The organism is Streptomyces sp. NPDC086766 (assembly GCF_044746005.1).
Lineage (GTDB): Bacteria > Actinomycetota > Actinomycetes > Streptomycetales > Streptomycetaceae > Streptomyces.
In genome coordinates this window covers 210,819-227,117 of sequence record NZ_JBIVBI010000006.1, presented here as the reverse complement: position 1 = coordinate 227,117, position 16,299 = coordinate 210,819, and the positions used below count along the sequence as shown (strand labels likewise).

Sequence of the window (16,299 nt, the reverse complement as noted above, 5' to 3'; positions counted from 1 at the left end):
CGCACTACGCTGTCCGCACCGAGCCACCCGGGGGGCATCCATGCAGCCCAACACACTGCTCGACGCGATCCTGGACGAGGCCGGGATCTCGCACGCGGGACTCGCCGCGCACGTCAACCAGGCGGGCCGGGCACGGGGTCTCGCCCTCCGCTACGAACACACCGCCGTGGCACGGTGGTTGAAGGGCCAGCGGCCCCGCGGTCAGGTGCCCGACCTGATCTGCGAGGTGCTCGCCGCCCGGCTGCACCGGCCCGTCACCCTCGACGACATCGGGCTCGGCGTGCCCGGCGAGCCGTCCGCCCCGCACGGCACCTCGCTCTCCGGCTTCGTCGAACGGGCCACGGCCCTGTGGCGCTGCGACGAGCAGCAGCGCCCGCACATCCTCGGCGCGCCCGCCGTCACCGGCACGCCCGCCGTCATGCCCGTGTGGGAGTGGGAGAACCCGCCGGAGGACGTGGACGTCTCCCGCGGCGGCCGGCACCGGGTCACCCCGGCCGACATCGACATGCTCCGCGCCGCCCGCGCCCACTACGAGCAGATGTACCGCAAGGCGGGCGGCGTCGCGACCCGCAGCCGCATCGTCGGCTTCCTCAACGCGGAGGCGGCGCCGCTGCTCCGCGGCAGCTACACCGACGCCACCGGCCGCCAACTCCACCGGGCCACCGGCGGGTTGGTGGCGATCGCGGGCATCTGCGCCTACGACTCCGACGCGCACGGCCTCGCCCAGCGCTACTTCCACCAGGCCCTCAGGCTCGCCAAGGCCAGCGGGGACCGGGGGCTGGGGGCGTACGTCATAGCGCTGCTGGTCAACCAGGCGCTGTTCATGAAGGAGTACCGCCAGGCCGTGGCCTTCGCCGAGGCCGCGCTGCGCGCCGCCGGCCGGCACATCACCCCCGCCCTCGCCTCCGACCTGTACGCGATGCAGGCCAAGGCGTACGCCCACCTCGGCGACGGCACGAGCGCCCTGTCCTGCATCCGGCGCGCCGAGGAGGCCGCCGGGCGGATCCGGCGCGGCTACGAACCCGACGAGACCGGCTATGTCCAGCCGGGCCTGGTCAACGTCCAGGTGGCCGAGGCGCTGCTCAGCCTCGGCGAACTGGCTGCGGCGGAGGAGCACGCCGCGGCCGCGGTGGACAACCCCGCCCACGACCGCGGCCGGGTGCACCGGCTGGCCATGCTCAGCACGATCGAACTGCGCCGCGGCAACGCCGAGAAGGCGGTGGACACCGCGGTGCGGATGGCGGAACAGGCCCGCGGCATGGAGTCCCAGCGGCTGCGGGACAGACTCCGGGCGGTGCGCGACCACCTGGTGCGCAGCGGCTGTGCCGGCACCGCCGAGGCGGCAGAACTCATCGACGGCGCACTGCGCGTACCGCTGTGACGAACGGCTGACACCGACCCAGGTACCCGGTCCGTGCGTGGACCGGGCGTGCCCTCGGCACGGCCCCCTGCGCCCGACGCTGCGCCGCGAGCGGCTCCCTGCGCGCCTGCTGCCGGACCGCTCCGGCTGCGATATTGCCACTTACTCGTCGGAAGGTGGCAGAACCGTGCAGTGGACGAAACAGAACGAACAAACCGTCTATGAAAACCGCTGGTTCAGCGTCAATCTCGCGGATGTCGAGCTGCCGGACGGCCGGCACCTCGACCACTTCCTGATACGGCTGCGGCCCGTCGCCGTGGCCACGGTGGTCAACGAGGCCAACGAGGTCCTCCTCCTGTGGCGCCACCGCTTCATCACCGACAGCTGGGGCTGGGAGCTGGCGGCGGGCGTCGTGGAGGACGGCGAGGACCTCGTGAGCGCGGCCGCCCGGGAGCTGGAGGAGGAGACCGGCTGGCGGCCGGGACCCCTGCACCACCTGATGAGCGTGGAGCCGTCCAACGGCCTCACCGACGCCCGGCACCACGTCTACTGGTCGGACGAGGGCGAGTACATCGGGCACCCCGTGGACGACTTCGAGTCCGACCGGCGGGAATGGGTCCCCCTCAAGCTCATTCCCGACCTGGTCGCCCGCGGGGAGGTCCCGGCCGCCAACATGGCGGCCGCGTTACTGCTGCTGCATCACCTCAGGCTCGGGCAGGACACCCCGCACTGATCTCCCACCGCGTCCGGCCCCGGCCGGCTCAGTGCCCCACCGCCTGCCACACGGCCACGACCAGCGACCCGGCGGCGGTGAGGGCCGCCACGGCGGGCAGCGGCCAGCGGGCGTGCTCCAGCGAGCTGATCCGGGTGTGCAGATCGTCGAGCTCCTTGGCGGCCTCCTCGGTGCGGTGGCTGAGGAGAGCCAGCCCTCCCTCGACGCGGGCGTAGGCCACGTCGAGGCGGCGTCGTAACTCTGCGAGTTCCCCGTGGGGGACGGGATGCTCGGGATCGGCGGTCACGAGTCCGCTCCTTTCCGTAGTCGTCTCACATCCCTTGCATGCGCGTGATGAGTCAACTCGCCTGGTGGGCGGGTGGGGAGAGTGTGCGAGGGGCATATGCGGGTCCGCCGCGCACACGGTGTGCGAATGCCGCGGGCCCGGCACCCTCCTGGGGTGCCGGGCCCGCGTCCGCCCGCGGCGGGTACGGAGCGTGGTCAGGCGTAGGTGTAGAAGCCCGAGCCGGTCTTCCGGCCCAGCCGGCCCGCGTCCACCATCCGCTGCAGCAGCGGGGGAGCGGCGTACAGCGGCTCCTTGTACTCCTCGTACATGCTCTGCGCCACCGAGGCGACCGTGTCCAGCCCGATCAGGTCGGACAGCTTCAGCGGACCCATCGGGTGGGCGCAGCCCAGCTCCATGCCGTTGTCGATGTCCTCGCGGCTGGCCATGCCCGACTCGAACATCCGGATGGCGGAGAGGAGGTAGGGGATCAGCAGCGCGTTCACCACGAAGCCGGAGCGGTCCTGGGCGCGGATCGCCTGCTTGCCGAGCACCTTCTCGGTGAACAGCTGCGCCCGGCTCAGCGTGCCCTCGGAGGTGGTCAGCGCCGGGATCAGCTCGACCAGCTTCTGCACCGGGGCCGGGTTGAAGAAGTGGATGCCGATGACCTGGTCGGGCCGCGAGGTGGCGACGGCCAGCTTCACCAGCGGGATGGAGGAGGTGTTGGAGGCGAGGATGGCGTCCGGCCGGGTCACCACCTGGTCGAGGACCTGGAAGATCTCCGTCTTGACCTGCTCGTTCTCGACGACGGCCTCGATCACCAGGTCGCGGTCCGCGAACTCGCCGAGGTCCGTGGTGAAGCTCAGCCGCGCCAGCGTCGACTCCCGCTCCGCCTCGCTGATCTTGCCGCGCTCGGCCGCCTTGCCCAGCGAGTTGAACAGCCGGGTGCGGCCGATCTCCAGGGCCTCTCCGGTGGTCTCGGCGACCTTGACGTCCAGCCCGGCACGGGCGCACACCTCGGCGATGCCCGCACCCATCTGGCCGCAGCCCACCACTCCGACGCGCGCAATGTCTCCCGAAATGCCGGTCACATCGTCCCTTTCGCAGATCCTACGGCTGTGGCAGGCGGCCCCTCCGTGTGGTGCCTGCTCCGATCGTGCACGTTACCCCCGCGGCGCCGATGATCGATCGCCCGGGTCGGGCATCCTGACCCGGTACACGATCCGTCACGAGGCGGATCCACGGCGTCATGGGGGTGCCCGGATGGGCCGAGTCACACGGCGGGCGTTCACCGCGGCGGCGCTGGCCGTCCTGGCGGCGACCGGAGGTCCGGCGGGGGCGTCGGACCTCCGGTCGCGTCCGCGCGCCGAGCCGACGCCCCCGCCCGCCGACGCACCGGCCGCCGGGCCCCCGCCCGCCACGGACGCCGGCCGCGCCGGCGCCGACGGCGCCACGGGCACCGAGATGCGCGGCATGTGGCTGGCCACCGTGTCCCACCGCGACTGGCCCTCCCGCACCGGGCTGAGCGCGGGCGAGCAGCACGCCGAGCTGACCGCCCTCCTCGACGCGGCGGTGAGCCGCCGCCTCAACACGGTGATGTTCCAGGTCCGGCCGACCGCCGACGCGCTGTGGCCCTCGCCGTACGAGCCGTGGTCGCAGTTCCTCACCGGCACCCAGGGCCGGGACCCCGGCTGGGACCCGCTCGGCACCGCGGTCGAGGAGGCGCACGCCCGCGGCCTGGAGCTGCACGCCTGGTTCAACCCGTACCGCATCGCCCTGCACGCCGACCCCGGCCGGCTCGTCGCCTCCCACCCGGCCCGCCGGCACCCCGACTGGGTGGTGCCGTACGGCGGGAAGCTGCACTACAACCCCGGCCTGCCCGAGGTCCGCGCCTTCGTCCGGGAGGCGATGCTCGACGCGGTGCGGAAGTACCCCGTCGACGGCGTCCACTTCGACGACTACTTCTACCCCTATCCGGTGGCCGGCCAGGTCTTCGACGACGACGCGGCCTTCGACCGCCACGGCGGCGGCTTCGCGGACCGGGCCGCCTGGCGGCGGGACAACATCGACCGGCTGGTGCGCGAGACCGCCGCCGGCATCACCGCGCTCCGGCCCGGCACCCGGTTCGGGATCAGCCCCTTCGGGGTGTGGCGCAACGCCGCGAGGGACCCGCGCGGCTCGGACACGCAGGCGGGCGTGCAGACGTACGACGACCTCTTCGCGGACACCCGCACCTGGGTCCGCGAGGGCTGGATCGACTACGTCGTCCCCCAGATCTACTGGAACATCGGCCTGCCCGCCGCCGACTACGCCGAGCTGGTGTCCTGGTGGGCCGGGGTCGCCAAGGGCAGCCGCACCGAGCTGTACGTCGGGGAGGCGCTGTACAAGGCGGGCGACCCGGCGCAGGGGGCGGCCTGGCAGGACCCGGCCGAGCTCTCCCGGCACCTCACCCTCGCCCGCGAGCACGCCGAGGTGCGCGGTCACGTCTTCTTCGCCGCACGTGAGGTCGCGGCGGACCCGGCCGGAGCCATGACGAGGGTCGTCGCCGACCACTACCAGCAGCCGGCGCGACCACCGCGTTAGGGCCTTTCCTTCGGATCAGGCCGACTTCGGGCGACGGTGCCACACGAGGTGCCGGGCCTCGCGACCCCGGCAAGATCCGAAAGAGAGGCCCTACTTGTACTGTTCCTTCTGCCGGTGGAGCACCTGGCAGTCGGGGCCGGGCCACATGACGGCCTCGTGCCCGTTCTCCAGGCGGACGCGGTACGGCGGGTTGCCCTCCGCGCCCATCACCTCGAGGACTTCGGAGATCTGGTCGTGCTGGCCGACCACCCTGCCGTGCTGGACAAGCTGGTCGCCGACGGATGCGTGCATCTGCAGCGCCTCCTCACCATCTGCGGGAGCAGCGGCCCGTGGCCTCGGGTCTGCGGCGCGGGCGCGCGGCGGTATCGGTATCGGTCAGGGGCTGTGCGCGAAGCTGTAGGGGGACCTGGGCAGTGCGGGGACCCGGACGCGGACCCGTCAGCCGCGCGCCCGCTGGGTCACCGCGATGCAGACGAGTACGGCGGCGGCGGTCAGCACAGCGGCCGCCGTGAGGTGCTCGCCGAGCAGCAGCACCGACCACACCAGTGTGAGCAGGGGCTGCGCCAACTGCAACTGACTGGCCCGGGGGATGCCGACGGCCGCCATGCCCCGGTACCAGACGACCAGGCCGAGGAACTGCGAGCCCACCGCCACCCAGAGCAGCCCGGCGACGCCGTGCGCGCTCAGCCGTACCGGTTCGTACGACAGCGCGAGCGCGGTGAGCGGCACGGTGACCGGCAGGCAGAGCACCAGGGCCCAACCGATGACCTGCCAGCCCGGCATGATCCGGGCCAGCCGGCCGCCCTCGGTGTAGCCCGCGGCGCACACCAGCAGCGCGCCGAACAGGAAGCCGTCCGCGGTGGTCAGGGCACCGCCGCTCTGCTGCGCCGTGAAAGCGCCCACCGCCGCCGCGCCCGCCAGCGCCGCCGCCCAGAAGGTGCGCGAGGGGCGGGTGCCGACGCGCAGCGCGGAGAACAGCGCGGTGGTCAGGGGCAGCAGGCCGACGACCACGGCGGCGTGCGCGGTGGTGGAGGTCTTCAGCGCGAGCGTGGTCAGCAGCGGGAAGCCGAGGACCACGCCGGCGGCCACGACCGCGAGTCCGGGCCAGTGGCGGGGCGCGGGCGGCGGGACGCGCAGTGCCAGCAGGCAGCCGCCGGCGACGACCGCGGCCAGGACGCTGCGCACGGCGACCAGCGACCAGGGGCCGAACCCCTCCAGTCCCCAGGCGGTGGCCGGGAAGGTGAGGGAGAAGGCGACGACCCCGAGGGCGGCCTGGAGGGTCCCGGCGCGCCGGGCCGCCACGATGGCCCGCGGGCGGCCGCTTTGCGGTCCGCCGCGCTCCGGCCGGGTGTGCTCCGGCCCGGTGCACCTGGGCTCGGTGTGCTGCTCCGGGGCGCCGACCGCTACCCGATTCGGCGCGGTAGCGCTACTCTCTGCTCTCATGCAAGAGCGTAGCAGTGGCGGTGAACTGGCGGAACTGCTGAAGCGGGAACTGCACCGCTACTCGCCGGGTGAGAAGCTCCCGTCGAGCCGGGCCCTGGTCGAGCGGTTCCGGGTGAGCCCGGTGACCGTGTCGCGGGCCCTGGCGCAGCTCGCCGCCGAAGGGCTGGTGGTCACCCGGCCCGGCGCCGGCGCCTTCCGCGCCCGGCCGAGGACGGCGTCCGCTCCCGCCGGGGACACCTCCTGGCAGGAGGTCGCGCTCAGCGCGGACGGCGGCGCCGATCTCGTGCCGCGCACCGTGGACGCCTCCGGGGTCACCGTCTCGCTGGCCGCGCCGCCCCCGGGGGTCGTCGAGTTCAACGGCGGCTATCTGCATCCCTCGCTGCAGCCCGAGCGCGCCATGGCCGCGGCGCTCGCCCGCGCGGGCCGCCGCCCCGGCGCCTGGGGGCGGCCGCCGCTGGAGGGGCTGCCCGAGCTGCGCGAGTGGTTCGCGCGGGGCATCGGCGGGCACGGCGGTTCCGTCACCGCCGCCGAGGTCCTGATCGCCGCGGGCGGCCAGTCCGCGCTGACCACCGCGCTGCGGGCGCTCGCCCCGCCCGGCGCGCCGGTGCTGGTCGAGTCGCCCACCTATCCCGGCATGCTCGCCATCGCCCGCGCCTCCGGGCTGCGGCCGGTGCCCGTGCCGGTGGACGCCGACGGGGTGCGACCGGAGCTGCTCGCCGACGCGTTCCGGGCGAGCGGCGCCCGCGTCTTCGTCTGCCAGCCGCTGTTCCAGAACCCGACCGGCGCCGTCCTCGCCGCCGGACGGCGCGCGGAGGTGCTGCGCATCGCCCGCGCGGCCGGCGCCTTCGTCGTCGAGGACGACTTCGTGCGCCGCCTCGTGCACGAGGACGCCGGGCCGCTGCCGCCCCCGCTGGCCGCCGACGACGCCGACGGGGTCGTCGTCCACGTCGGCTCGCTGACCAAGGCGACCTCGCCGAGCTTCCGGGTCAGCGCGCTGGCCGCCCGCGGCCCGGTGCTGGAGCGGCTGCGCGCCATCCAGGTCGTCGACAGCTTCTTCGTCCCGCGCCCGCTGCAGGAGGCGGCCCTCGAACTCGTCGGCTCGCCGGCCTGGCCGCGCCATCTGCGAACGGTCTCGGCGGAGCTGCGGGCACGCCGGGAGGCGATGACCGGCGCGCTGCGCCTGCACCTCCCCGAGCTCGCCCTCCCGCACATCCCCTCCGGCGGCTACCACCTGTGGCTGCGGCTGCCCGACGGCGCGGACGAGTCCGCGCTGACCGCCGCGGCCCTGCGCGCGGGCGTGGCGCTCGCCCCCGGCCGCCCCTACTTCAGCGCGGAGCCCCCCGCCGCCCACATCCGGCTGAGCTTCGCCGCGGTCGGCGGGACGGCCGAGATCACGGAGGGCGTACGGCGACTGCGCACGGCCTGGAGCGAGGCGGCCCGGACGCGGACGGTGCCGCGGGAGCCCCGAAACCGATCGACAGGACCGGCCGGCCCTGGCAGCCTCGCGCCATGACGGACACGCCCCGCACGCCCGGCCTCGCCGACGGCTACGAGATCTCCACCGACCCCGGCCGCATCGACGTGGACCGCGTCCACCGCTGGCTCTCCACCGACGCGTACTGGGCGCTGGGACGGTCGCGCGAGAAGCACGAGCGGGCGGCGGCCGGCTCGCTCGAGTTCGGGGTGTTCGACTCGCTGTCCGGTGACCAGGCCGCGTACGCCCGGGTGGTGACCGACCGGGCCACCTTCGCCTGGCTGTGCGACGTCTACGTCGATCCGGCCGTCCGCGGCAAGGGCATCGGCACCGCGCTCGTCGCCGCCGTGTGCGCGCACCTGCGGCCCTGCGGGCTGCGCCGGATCCTGCTGGCCACCCACGACGCGCACGGGGTGTACGAGAAGCTCGGCTTCCGGGCGCTGGAGCGGCCCGGCCAGTGGATGGCACTCGCCCTGGAGCAAGACTCGGTACAGCCTGGGTAACTCCGCGGTGACACCCCTTGACCCGGACACCGGGTCGGCCCACGATCGCCGCATGGCACTTCGGGTCACGTTCGTCGCCACGTCGCGCAGCACCCCGCTGCTCGCGGAACGCTTCGAGGACGACCGGCCACTGGACCAGGCGGGCTGGGACGAGGTGCTCCGTGTCGCCCCCGGCCTGCTGCCCCTGGCGGCCGCCGAACTGCGCTACTGCTCGCCGTCCCCGCGCAGCCGCGCCACCGGGGACGCCCTGGGCTTCTCCCCGCTCGCGCAGCTCGCCCTGCGCGACTGCGGCATGGGCCGCTGGCGCGGCCTGACCCTCGGCGAGGCGATGGCCCGCGAGCCGGCCGCCGTGGACGCCTGGCTCGCCGACCCGCGCGCCACCCCGCACGGCGGCGAGTCGCTGCTCGCCTTCATCTCCCGGGTCGGCGGCTGGCTGGACACCCGGCCCGTCGAGGACGGCTGCCGGATCGTCGCGGTGGCGGAGCCCTCGGTGATCCGGGCCGCCCTGGTCTACGCCCTGAAGGCGCCCCCCGCGACGTACTGGAACATCGACGTCCACCCGCTGTCGACGAGCACCGTCATCGGCTGGGCGGGCCGCTGGAACCTGCACCTGGACGGAGTGACCGCTCAGCCCCTGCGGGCGTAGTCCGTCGTGAGGACCAGGTCCTTGGCGGGACCGCCCACGCGCCACACCGTCCGCCAGCGGCCGGCGTCGAGGACGGTGAACTCGCCCCGGTAGCGGTCCGCCGCGCACGGGTGGTGGGCGACATGGCGCCCGGACCGCAGGTCGAGGTCGTGGAAGGGGCGCCCGTCCGCGAACCGCACCTCGGCCGTCCCGGGCGGCTCGGCGGGCAGGAAGCGCAGTGTCCGCTCGGCGGGCCGGGCGACGCCCTGCCAGACGAAGACCCCGGACTCCCGGTGCAGCAGACCGCCGCCGTCGAGCGGCTCGAAGACGGTCGTCCCGGTGAACCGCCCTTCGGCGCCGCCCGCCAGATCCCGTACCGTCCGCTCGACCCGCCAGCCACCGGCCAGATGGGCCAGCACATCGCCCACCGGCCAGAACCCGCCGCCGTCGGCCCCGCTGCTCACCCGCGCCGCTCCCGCTCTCCGTCGCCCGCTTCCGGCACCCCCCGAGGTGCCCCTGCCTCCTCCCCATCCTGCCGTCCGAGGCGCGGGCGGCCCAGCCGGGCCGCCGCGCGAAGGGCCCGGCCCCGCCCGGAGGAGGATTGCATAAACGTGCAAGCGAACGTATAGTCATGCCGTCGAAGGAGGGTTCATGGCTGTACGTGTGGCGGTCGCCGGAGCGAGTGGGTACGCGGGCGGAGAGGCGCTGCGCCTGCTGCTGGCGCACCCGGAGGCCGAGATCGGCGCGCTGACGGGCGGCTCCAACGCCGGGCAGCGGCTCGGCGCGCTGCAACCGCATCTGCTCCCCCTCGCCGACCGCGTGCTCCAGGAGACCACCGCCGAGACCCTCGCCGGGCACGACGTCGTCTTCCTCGCCCTGCCGCACGGCCAGTCCGCCGCCGTCGCCGAGCGGCTCGGGCCCGACGTCCTCGTCATCGACATGGGCGCCGACTTCCGGCTGCGGGACCCGGCCGACTGGGAGCGGTTCTACGGCTCCCCGCACGCCGGGACCTGGCCCTACGGCCTCCCCGAACTGCCGGGTGGCCGCGCTGCGCTGGAGGGGTCCAAGCGCATCGCGGTGCCCGGTTGCTACCCGACCGCCGTCTCCCTGGCGCTCTTCCCGGCGTACGCCGCCCACCTCGCCGAGAACGAGGCCGTGGTCGTCGCCGCCTCCGGCACCTCCGGCGCGGGCAAGGCGCCCAAGCCGCACCTGCTGGGCAGCGAGGTCATGGGGTCGATGTCGCCGTACGGCGTCGGCGGGGTCCACCGGCACACCCCGGAGATGATCCAGAACCTCAGCGCGGCGGCCGGGGAGCCGGTCTCCGTCTCCTTCACCCCGACCCTCGCCCCGATGCCCCGCGGCATCCTCGCCACCTGCAACGTGAAGGCGCGGCCCGGCGTGACCGCGGACGTGGTCCGCGCCGCCTACCACAAGGCCCTCGCCGACGAGCCGTTCGTGCACCTGCTCCCCGAGGGGCAGTGGCCCGCCACGGCGTCCGTCCACGGCTCCAACGCCGCGCAGATCCAGGTCGCGTACGACGAGGCCGCGCACCGCATCGTCGCGATCAGCGCCATCGACAACCTGACCAAGGGCACGGCGGGCGGTGCCGTGCAGAGCATGAACATCGCCCTCGGGCTCGACGAGTCCACCGGACTTTCCACGATCGGAGTCGCACCGTGAGCGTCACGGCAGCCAAGGGATTCACGGCGGCCGGCATCGCCGCCGGAATCAAGGAGAACGGCAACCCGGACCTGGCCCTCGTGGTCAACACCGGTCCGCGCCGCGCCGCCGCGGGCGTCTTCACCTCCAACCGCGTCAAGGCGGCGCCGGTGCTGTGGTCGCAGCAGGTGCTGAAGGACGGCCGGCTGTCGGCCGTGATCCTCAACTCGGGCGGCGCCAACGCCTGCACCGGCCCCAAGGGCTTCCAGGACACGCACGCCACCGCCGAGAAGACCGCCGACGTCCTCGGCGTCGGCGCCATCGAGGTGGCCGTCTGCTCCACCGGCCTGATCGGCGTGACGCTCCCCATGGACAAGCTGCTCCCGGGGATCGAGACGGCCGCCGCCCAGCTGTCCGAGCACGGCGGCGAGAAGGCCGCCATCGCCATCAAGACGACCGACACCGTCCACAAGACGTCCGTCGTCGCCAAGGAGGGCTGGACCGTCGGCGGCATGGCCAAGGGCGCCGGGATGCTCGCGCCGGGCCTGGCCACCATGCTCGTCGTCCTCACCACGGACGCCGACGTCGACGCCGGGACGCTGGACCGCGCCCTGCGCGCCGCCACCCGGGTCACCTTCGACCGCGTCGACTCCGACGGCTGCATGTCCACCAACGACACCGTGCTGCTCCTGGCCTCCGGCGCCGCCGGGGCCACCCCCGCCTACGAGGAGTTCGCGGAGGCGGTGCGGGCCGTGTGCGACGACCTCGGGCAGCAGCTCGTGCGGGACGCCGAGGGCGCCAGCAAGGACATCAGGGTCGAGGTGGTCAACGCGGCCACCGAGGAGGACGCCGTGGAGGTGGGCCGCTCGATCGCCCGCAACAACCTCCTCAAGTGCGCGATCCACGGCGAGGACCCCAACTGGGGCCGCGTGCTGTCGGCGATCGGCACCACCGGGGCCGCCTTCGAGCCCGACCAGCTCAACGTCGCCATCAACGGCGTCTGGGTCTGCAAGAACGGCGGTGTCGGCGAGGACCGCGAACGCGTCGACATGCGCTACCGCGAGGTGCACATCGTCGCCGACCTCGCCGCCGGCACCGAGACCGCCACCATCTGGACCAACGACCTGACCGCCGACTACGTCCACGAGAACAGCGCCTACTCGTCATGAGCCACGCGAGCACGGGAACCACGCGCAAGCACACCGCCCTGCCCAAGGCCCAGATCCTCATCGAGGCGCTGCCCTGGCTGACCCGGCACCACGGCAAGACCGTCGTCATCAAGTTCGGCGGCAACGCCATGGTGAACGAGGAGCTGAAGGCCGCCTTCGCCCAGGACGTTGTCTTCCTGCGGCACGCCGGCCTCAAGCCGGTCGTCGTGCACGGCGGCGGCCCGCAGATCAGCGCCGCCCTCGACCGGCACGGCATCGTCAGCGAGTTCAAGGCCGGCCTGCGCGTCACCACCGAGGACGCCATGGACGTCGTGCGCATGGTGCTGGCCGGGCAGGTGCAGCGGGAGCTGGTCGGGCTGCTCAACCGGCACGGCCCGTTCGCCGTCGGCCTCACCGGCGAGGACGCGCACACCATCACCGCGACCAGGCACCAGCCCGAGATCGACGGCGAGCTCGTCGACATCGGGCGGGTGGGCGAGATCACCGAGATCGACACGGGCGCGATCCAGGCCCTGCTCGCCGACGGCCGCATCCCGGTCGTCTCCTCCATCGCCCGCAGTCAGGACGACGGACATGTCTACAACGTCAATGCTGATACGGCTGCTGCGGCACTCGCTGCGGCACTGGGCGCCGAAACCCTCATGGTCCTCACGGACGTCGAGGGCCTCTACGAGGACTGGCCGCACAGCGACGAGGTGATCAGCCGCCTCACCGCCTCCCAGCTGGAGAAGCTGCTGCCGGAGCTGTCCTCGGGCATGGTGCCGAAGATGGAGGGCTGCCTGCACGCCGTGCGCAACGGCGTCACCACCGCCCGCGTCATCGACGGCCGGGTGCAGCACTCGATCCTGCTGGAGATCTTCACCGACGAGGGCATCGGCACCATGGTCGTGCCCGACGAAGCCGAGGGGGAGCAGTCATGACGGGTACCGCGACCAACACCGAACTGACCGCGCGCTGGCAGGGCGCGCTCATGAACAACTACGGCACTCCGCGGCTGCCCCTGGTGCGCGGCGAGGGCACGAGGCTGTGGGACGCCGACGGCAAGGAGTACACCGACTTCGTCGGCGGCATCGCGGTCAACGCCCTCGGCCACGCCCACCCGGCCGTCGTCGAGGCCGTGAGCCGGCAGATCGCCTCCCTCGGCCATGTCTCCAACCTGTTCGTCGCCGAACCGCCGGTCGCGCTCGCCGAACGGCTCCTGCAGCTCTTCGGCCGGGACGGCCGGGTCTTCTTCTGCAACTCCGGCGCCGAGGCCAACGAGGGCGCCTTCAAGATCGGCCGGCTGACCGGGCGCACCCACATGGTCGCCACCGAGGGCGGCTTCCACGGCCGCACCATGGGCGCCCTCGCGCTCACCGGGCAGCCCGGCAAGCAGGCGCCGTTCCGGCCGCTGCCCGGCGACGTCACGCATGTGCCCTACGGAGACGCGCAGGCCCTGGCCGCCGCGGTCACCGAGGAGACGGCCCTGGTCGTCGTCGAGCCGATCCAGGGCGAGAACGGGGTGGTGGTGCCCCCGGCCGGCTATCTCAAGGCGGTCCGGGCGATCACGGCCGCCACCGGCTCACTGCTGGTCCTCGACGAGGTGCAGACCGGCATCGGCCGGACCGGCCACTGGTTCGAGTACCAGGCCCACGAGGGCGTCCTGCCGGACGTCGTCACCCTCGCCAAGGGCCTCGGCGGCGGGCTGCCGCTCGGCGCCACCGTCGCCTTCGGTCGCGCCGCCGAGCTGCTCCAGCCGGGACAGCACGGCACCACGTTCGGCGGCAACCCGGTCGCCTGCGCCGCCGGACTCGCCGTCCTCGACACCATCGCGGGCGAGGGACTCCTGGACAACGTCAAGCGGCAGAGCGAGCGGCTGCGGGAGGGGATCGAGTCCCTCGGCCACCCGTCGGTCGCCCACGTCCGGGGCGCCGGTCTGCTCCTGGGTATCGTGCTCACCGAGCCGCTCGCGCCGCAGACGCAGCAGGCGGCTCAGGACGCCGGCTTCCTCGTGAACGCGCCCGCCCCCGACGTCGTACGGCTGATGCCGCCGCTGAACCTCGGCGACGACGCGGTGGACGCCTTCCTCGGGGCGCTGCCCGGCATCCTGGACGTGGCCAAGGGGGACGGATGATCCGGAGAATGGGACGACGATGAGTCAGGCGCAGGAGGACCACGGGCAGAACGGGGCCGGACCGGCCGTGCCGCAGACCCGCACCGCACGCCACCGCCGGATCGTGGACATCCTCAACCGGCAACCGGTGCGCTCGCAGAGCCAGTTGGCGAAGCTGCTGGCCGACGACGGGCTGAGCGTCACCCAGGCGACGCTCTCCCGGGACCTGGACGAGCTGAACGCGGTGAAGATCCGCAACACCGACGGCGACCTCATCTACGCGGTGCCGAGCGAGGGAGGTTTCCGCACCCCGCGCGCCCCGCTCGGGGGGTCGGCCAAGGAGGAGCGGATGCGGCGGCTCTCGCAGGAGCTGCTGATCTCCGCGGAGGCCTCCGCCAACCTCGTCGTCCTGCGCACCCCGCCGGGGGCCGCCCAGTTCCTGGCCTCGGCGATCGACCAGGCCGAGCTGCAGGACATCCTCGGCACCATCGCCGGCGACGACACGCTCCTGCTGATCAGCCGGGACCCCACCGGCGGGCAGGCTCTCGCGGACCACCTGCTGAGGCTCGCGCAGAACGGCGGCTGAGGCGTGCGGAGGGGGCGTACCGCATCGGTACGCCCCCTCCGCACTGCCAGCGTCCGGCGCCCGGTCCGAGCCGGGCGGGCGGGCCGGTTCAGCCCAGCCGCGCCGCCAGACCTCCCGTGCAGCGCACCTCGTCGCCCGCCGTGATCAGCAGGGCCTCCACGTCCGGGAGGGACTCCAGCCAGGCCAGCCCCTCCCGCGAACCCATCGCGAAGGCGGCCGTGGCCCAGCAGTCCGCCCAGGTCAGCCGCGGGGCGACCACGGTGACGGCCACCAGGTCGGTCACCGCGGAGCGGCCCGTGCGGGGGTCCACGATGTGGGCGCCGCGCTCGGCCGTGCCCGAGGTCGCGACGGCCAGCTCCGCCGCCCCGGCCGTGGAGATCACCGCGGCCAGCCCGCCCGGCCGGAGCGGGTCCGAGACCCCGATCCGCCAGGGCCGCCGCGGCTCGGGCGCGCCGAGCAGCTGGACGTCCCCGCCGCCGTTGACGCTGACCCCGCTCGCGCCGGCCGCCGCGATCCGCCGGGCCGCCCGTTCGGCCGCCCAGCCCTTGACGATGCCGGTCGGGTCGAGCCGCCCCTCGTAGCGCAGGCTGAACCAGCCGTCGCTGGCGCGCTCGGCCTCGGCGCCGAGACCGAGCACCTCGGCGACCTCGGGCTCGCACTCCTCGACGGTCAGCTCGCCGCGCGCCAGCCGGGAGACCTGGCTGTCGTCGCGGTAGGTGCTGAACACCTCGTCGGCCCGCCGCAGTCCGGCGACGGCCTCGCGCAGTGCCGCCCGGACCGCATCCGGTTCCCCGCCGCGGACGTCGAAGGAGAAGACGGTCCCCATGACCTCCTCCACGTGACGCACCGCGGCGGGAGTCCCCGCCGGCTGCTCGGCCACGGCCTCAGCCACCGGCCTGGTCCAGCGCCGACTGCAGCGACTTCTTGTAGCCGCCGCTGGTGTAGGTGGCCCCGGACACCGCGTCGATGTCCGCGCTGCCGGCCGCGACCGCCTCCTGGTTGAGCCTGGGCACGGCGAGCTGGGTCTTCTGGCTGCTGAGTCCGCCCTGGGGGGCCTGTACCGCGTCCGCCTTGGTGATCTTGCCGCCGCTCACCGTGACCCGGACCTGGACCGGGCCGTACTGGGTCTGGACGACCTTGCCGGTGACGGTGCGGGCCTGGGAGGAGCCCGAGGAGCCCGAGGAGCCCGACGAGCCCGACGAGCCCGAGGACCCCGAGGAGCCCGCCGACCCGGAGGAGCCGGCGGACGCCGTTCCGGACGGCGTGCCGCCGCCCTTGTGGGCGGACGAGGAGCCGCCGGACGCGGACCCGGCCGTCCTCATCCGGTCCAGCGCCGACTGGAGCGACTTCTTGTAGCCGCCGCTGGTGTAGGTGGCCCCGGACACCGCGTCGATCCGCGCGCTCTGCGCGGCCACCGTCTCCTGGTTGAGCCGGGGCACGGCCAGTTCGGTCTTCTGGCTGCTGAGCCCGCCCTTCGGGGCCTGCACGGCCTCCGCCTTGGTGATCTTGCCGCCGCTCACCGTGAGGCGGACCTGGACGGGCCCGTACTGCGTCTGGGCGACGGTCCCGGTGACCGTGCCGTCACCGGCGCCCCGGGCGCCGCCCTGGGGCGAGTCCTGGGCCGACGCGGTCTGCTGCGGCGCCGCGCCGCCCGCCGCCGCGGCGGAGGCCGGGTCGGACGCCGGCTTCAGCGACAGCAGCAGCACGATGCCGGAGACGGTGGCGGCGCCGGCGAGCACGGCACGTCGGACGGGGTGGCTCTTCCTCATCGCTCCTGAGCTCCTGATTTCCGTGAAGTCCGGATGGTCGG

18 protein-coding genes are annotated in these 16,299 nt (G+C 74.0%); 11 read left to right on the top strand and 7 right to left on the bottom strand.

Going from position 1 to position 16,299, the window contains the following annotated elements:
• Positions 1-40: 40 nt before the first annotated feature.
• Entirely contained in the window at positions 41-1,381 is a 1,341-nt protein-coding gene (locus ACIPM1_RS14015; protein ID WP_402433458.1) for a transcriptional regulator, read from the top strand.
• A 166-nt stretch (positions 1,382-1,547) separates the two neighbouring features.
• Positions 1,548-2,093: an NUDIX hydrolase gene (locus tag ACIPM1_RS14010; RefSeq protein WP_402433455.1), complete on the top strand. Its 546-nt coding sequence runs from the start codon at positions 1,548-1,550 to the stop codon at positions 2,091-2,093.
• 28 nt (positions 2,094-2,121) lie between these two features.
• Here ACIPM1_RS14010 and ACIPM1_RS14005 read toward each other — a convergent pair whose 3' ends face one another.
• Positions 2,122-2,379, bottom strand: a complete 258-nt coding sequence (locus ACIPM1_RS14005) for a hypothetical protein (protein WP_402433452.1) — start codon at positions 2,377-2,379, stop codon at positions 2,122-2,124.
• A gap of 194 nt (positions 2,380-2,573) precedes the next feature.
• Positions 2,574-3,446, bottom strand: a complete 873-nt coding sequence (locus ACIPM1_RS14000) for a 3-hydroxybutyryl-CoA dehydrogenase (protein WP_356190076.1) — start codon at positions 3,444-3,446, stop codon at positions 2,574-2,576.
• Between the two features lie 172 nt (positions 3,447-3,618).
• Here ACIPM1_RS14000 and ACIPM1_RS13995 point away from each other — a divergent pair, with 172 nt between their 5' ends.
• On the top strand, positions 3,619-4,938 hold the full coding sequence (locus ACIPM1_RS13995) for a glycoside hydrolase family 10 protein (protein WP_402433449.1): 1,320 nt from the start codon (positions 3,619-3,621) through the stop codon (positions 4,936-4,938).
• Positions 4,939-5,028: 90 nt separating this feature from the next.
• Here ACIPM1_RS13995 and ACIPM1_RS13990 read toward each other — a convergent pair whose 3' ends face one another.
• A complete protein-coding gene (locus ACIPM1_RS13990) occupies positions 5,029-5,229 on the bottom strand; it encodes a DUF1918 domain-containing protein (RefSeq protein WP_356191331.1) in 201 nt (66 codons plus the stop codon).
• Positions 5,230-5,376: 147 nt separating this feature from the next.
• Positions 5,377-6,381 carry a DMT family transporter gene (locus ACIPM1_RS13985; RefSeq protein ID WP_402433445.1) on the bottom strand — a complete coding sequence of 335 codons (1,005 nt, stop codon included), beginning with the start codon at positions 6,379-6,381 and terminating at the stop codon, positions 5,377-5,379.
• Between ACIPM1_RS13985 and ACIPM1_RS13980 the strand changes: the two genes are divergently transcribed.
• The 3 genes from ACIPM1_RS13980 to ACIPM1_RS13970 are packed head-to-tail and all read left to right on the top strand — an operon-like array spanning position 6,380 to position 9,004.
• The gene (locus ACIPM1_RS13980; protein WP_402433441.1) at positions 6,380-7,894 is read left to right on the top strand and encodes a PLP-dependent aminotransferase family protein; all 1,515 of its coding nucleotides are present in this window, start codon (positions 6,380-6,382) and stop codon (positions 7,892-7,894) included. The genes ACIPM1_RS13985 and ACIPM1_RS13980 overlap by 2 nt on opposite strands.
• Positions 7,891-8,358, top strand: coding sequence for a GNAT family N-acetyltransferase (locus tag ACIPM1_RS13975; protein WP_402433438.1), 468 nt, complete (start codon positions 7,891-7,893; stop codon positions 8,356-8,358). The genes ACIPM1_RS13980 and ACIPM1_RS13975 overlap by 4 nt, the downstream gene beginning before the upstream one ends.
• A gap of 52 nt (positions 8,359-8,410) precedes the next feature.
• Positions 8,411-9,004, top strand: a complete 594-nt coding sequence (locus ACIPM1_RS13970; protein WP_356191341.1) for a histidine phosphatase family protein — start codon at positions 8,411-8,413, stop codon at positions 9,002-9,004.
• Here the strand turns inward: ACIPM1_RS13970 and ACIPM1_RS13965 are convergent.
• Positions 8,986-9,447, bottom strand: a complete 462-nt coding sequence (locus ACIPM1_RS13965; RefSeq protein WP_402433435.1) for a DUF6314 family protein — start codon at positions 9,445-9,447, stop codon at positions 8,986-8,988. The genes ACIPM1_RS13970 and ACIPM1_RS13965 overlap by 19 nt on opposite strands.
• A 187-nt stretch (positions 9,448-9,634) precedes the next feature.
• Here ACIPM1_RS13965 and argC point away from each other — a divergent pair, with 187 nt between their 5' ends.
• From argC to ACIPM1_RS13940, 5 genes are read left to right on the top strand one after another with little or no spacing between them, the layout of a single operon-like run.
• On the top strand, positions 9,635-10,663 hold the full coding sequence (gene argC, locus ACIPM1_RS13960; protein WP_402433432.1) for an N-acetyl-gamma-glutamyl-phosphate reductase: 1,029 nt from the start codon (positions 9,635-9,637) through the stop codon (positions 10,661-10,663).
• Positions 10,660-11,811 (top strand): bifunctional glutamate N-acetyltransferase/amino-acid acetyltransferase ArgJ, encoded by a 1,152-nt coding sequence (gene argJ, locus ACIPM1_RS13955; RefSeq protein WP_402433429.1) that lies wholly within the window; start codon positions 10,660-10,662, stop codon positions 11,809-11,811. The genes argC and argJ overlap by 4 nt, the downstream gene beginning before the upstream one ends.
• Positions 11,808-12,731, top strand: coding sequence for an acetylglutamate kinase (gene argB / locus ACIPM1_RS13950; protein WP_402433426.1), 924 nt, complete (start codon positions 11,808-11,810; stop codon positions 12,729-12,731). The genes argJ and argB overlap by 4 nt, the downstream gene beginning before the upstream one ends.
• Positions 12,728-13,924, top strand: a complete 1,197-nt coding sequence (locus tag ACIPM1_RS13945; protein WP_402433423.1) for an acetylornithine transaminase — start codon at positions 12,728-12,730, stop codon at positions 13,922-13,924. The genes argB and ACIPM1_RS13945 overlap by 4 nt, the downstream gene beginning before the upstream one ends.
• A 19-nt stretch (positions 13,925-13,943) precedes the next feature.
• On the top strand, positions 13,944-14,489 hold the full coding sequence (locus tag ACIPM1_RS13940) for an arginine repressor (protein WP_356191398.1): 546 nt from the start codon (positions 13,944-13,946) through the stop codon (positions 14,487-14,489).
• A gap of 88 nt (positions 14,490-14,577) precedes the next feature.
• Here ACIPM1_RS13940 and ACIPM1_RS13935 read toward each other — a convergent pair whose 3' ends face one another.
• Entirely contained in the window at positions 14,578-15,315 is a 738-nt protein-coding gene (locus tag ACIPM1_RS13935) for an FAD:protein FMN transferase (protein WP_402433989.1), read from the bottom strand.
• Positions 15,316-15,373: 58 nt separating this feature from the next.
• Positions 15,374-16,258, bottom strand: a complete 885-nt coding sequence (locus ACIPM1_RS13930) for an FMN-binding protein (protein ID WP_402433420.1) — start codon at positions 16,256-16,258, stop codon at positions 15,374-15,376.
• Between the last annotated feature and the right edge of the window lie 41 nt (positions 16,259-16,299).

Coding starts and splice junctions, on each gene's coding strand:
- ACIPM1_RS13990 (WP_356191331.1), bottom strand. CDS start 5,229: ATGCACGCATCCGTCGGCGACCAGCTTGTCCAGCACGGCAGGGTGGTC.
- ACIPM1_RS13970 (WP_356191341.1), top strand. CDS start 8,411: ATGGCACTTCGGGTCACGTTCGTCGCCACGTCGCGCAGCACCCCGCTG.
- ACIPM1_RS13995 (WP_402433449.1), top strand. CDS start 3,619: ATGGGCCGAGTCACACGGCGGGCGTTCACCGCGGCGGCGCTGGCCGTC.
- ACIPM1_RS13935 (WP_402433989.1), bottom strand. CDS start 15,315: ATGGGGACCGTCTTCTCCTTCGACGTCCGCGGCGGGGAACCGGATGCG.
- argB (WP_402433426.1), top strand. CDS start 11,808: ATGAGCCACGCGAGCACGGGAACCACGCGCAAGCACACCGCCCTGCCC.
- argC (WP_402433432.1), top strand. CDS start 9,635: ATGGCTGTACGTGTGGCGGTCGCCGGAGCGAGTGGGTACGCGGGCGGA.
- ACIPM1_RS14015 (WP_402433458.1), top strand. CDS start 41: ATGCAGCCCAACACACTGCTCGACGCGATCCTGGACGAGGCCGGGATC.
- ACIPM1_RS13985 (WP_402433445.1), bottom strand. CDS start 6,381: ATGAGAGCAGAGAGTAGCGCTACCGCGCCGAATCGGGTAGCGGTCGGC.
- ACIPM1_RS13930 (WP_402433420.1), bottom strand. CDS start 16,258: ATGAGGAAGAGCCACCCCGTCCGACGTGCCGTGCTCGCCGGCGCCGCC.
- ACIPM1_RS13975 (WP_402433438.1), top strand. CDS start 7,891: ATGACGGACACGCCCCGCACGCCCGGCCTCGCCGACGGCTACGAGATC.
- ACIPM1_RS13945 (WP_402433423.1), top strand. CDS start 12,728: ATGACGGGTACCGCGACCAACACCGAACTGACCGCGCGCTGGCAGGGC.
- ACIPM1_RS13940 (WP_356191398.1), top strand. CDS start 13,944: ATGAGTCAGGCGCAGGAGGACCACGGGCAGAACGGGGCCGGACCGGCC.
- ACIPM1_RS13980 (WP_402433441.1), top strand. CDS start 6,380: ATGCAAGAGCGTAGCAGTGGCGGTGAACTGGCGGAACTGCTGAAGCGG.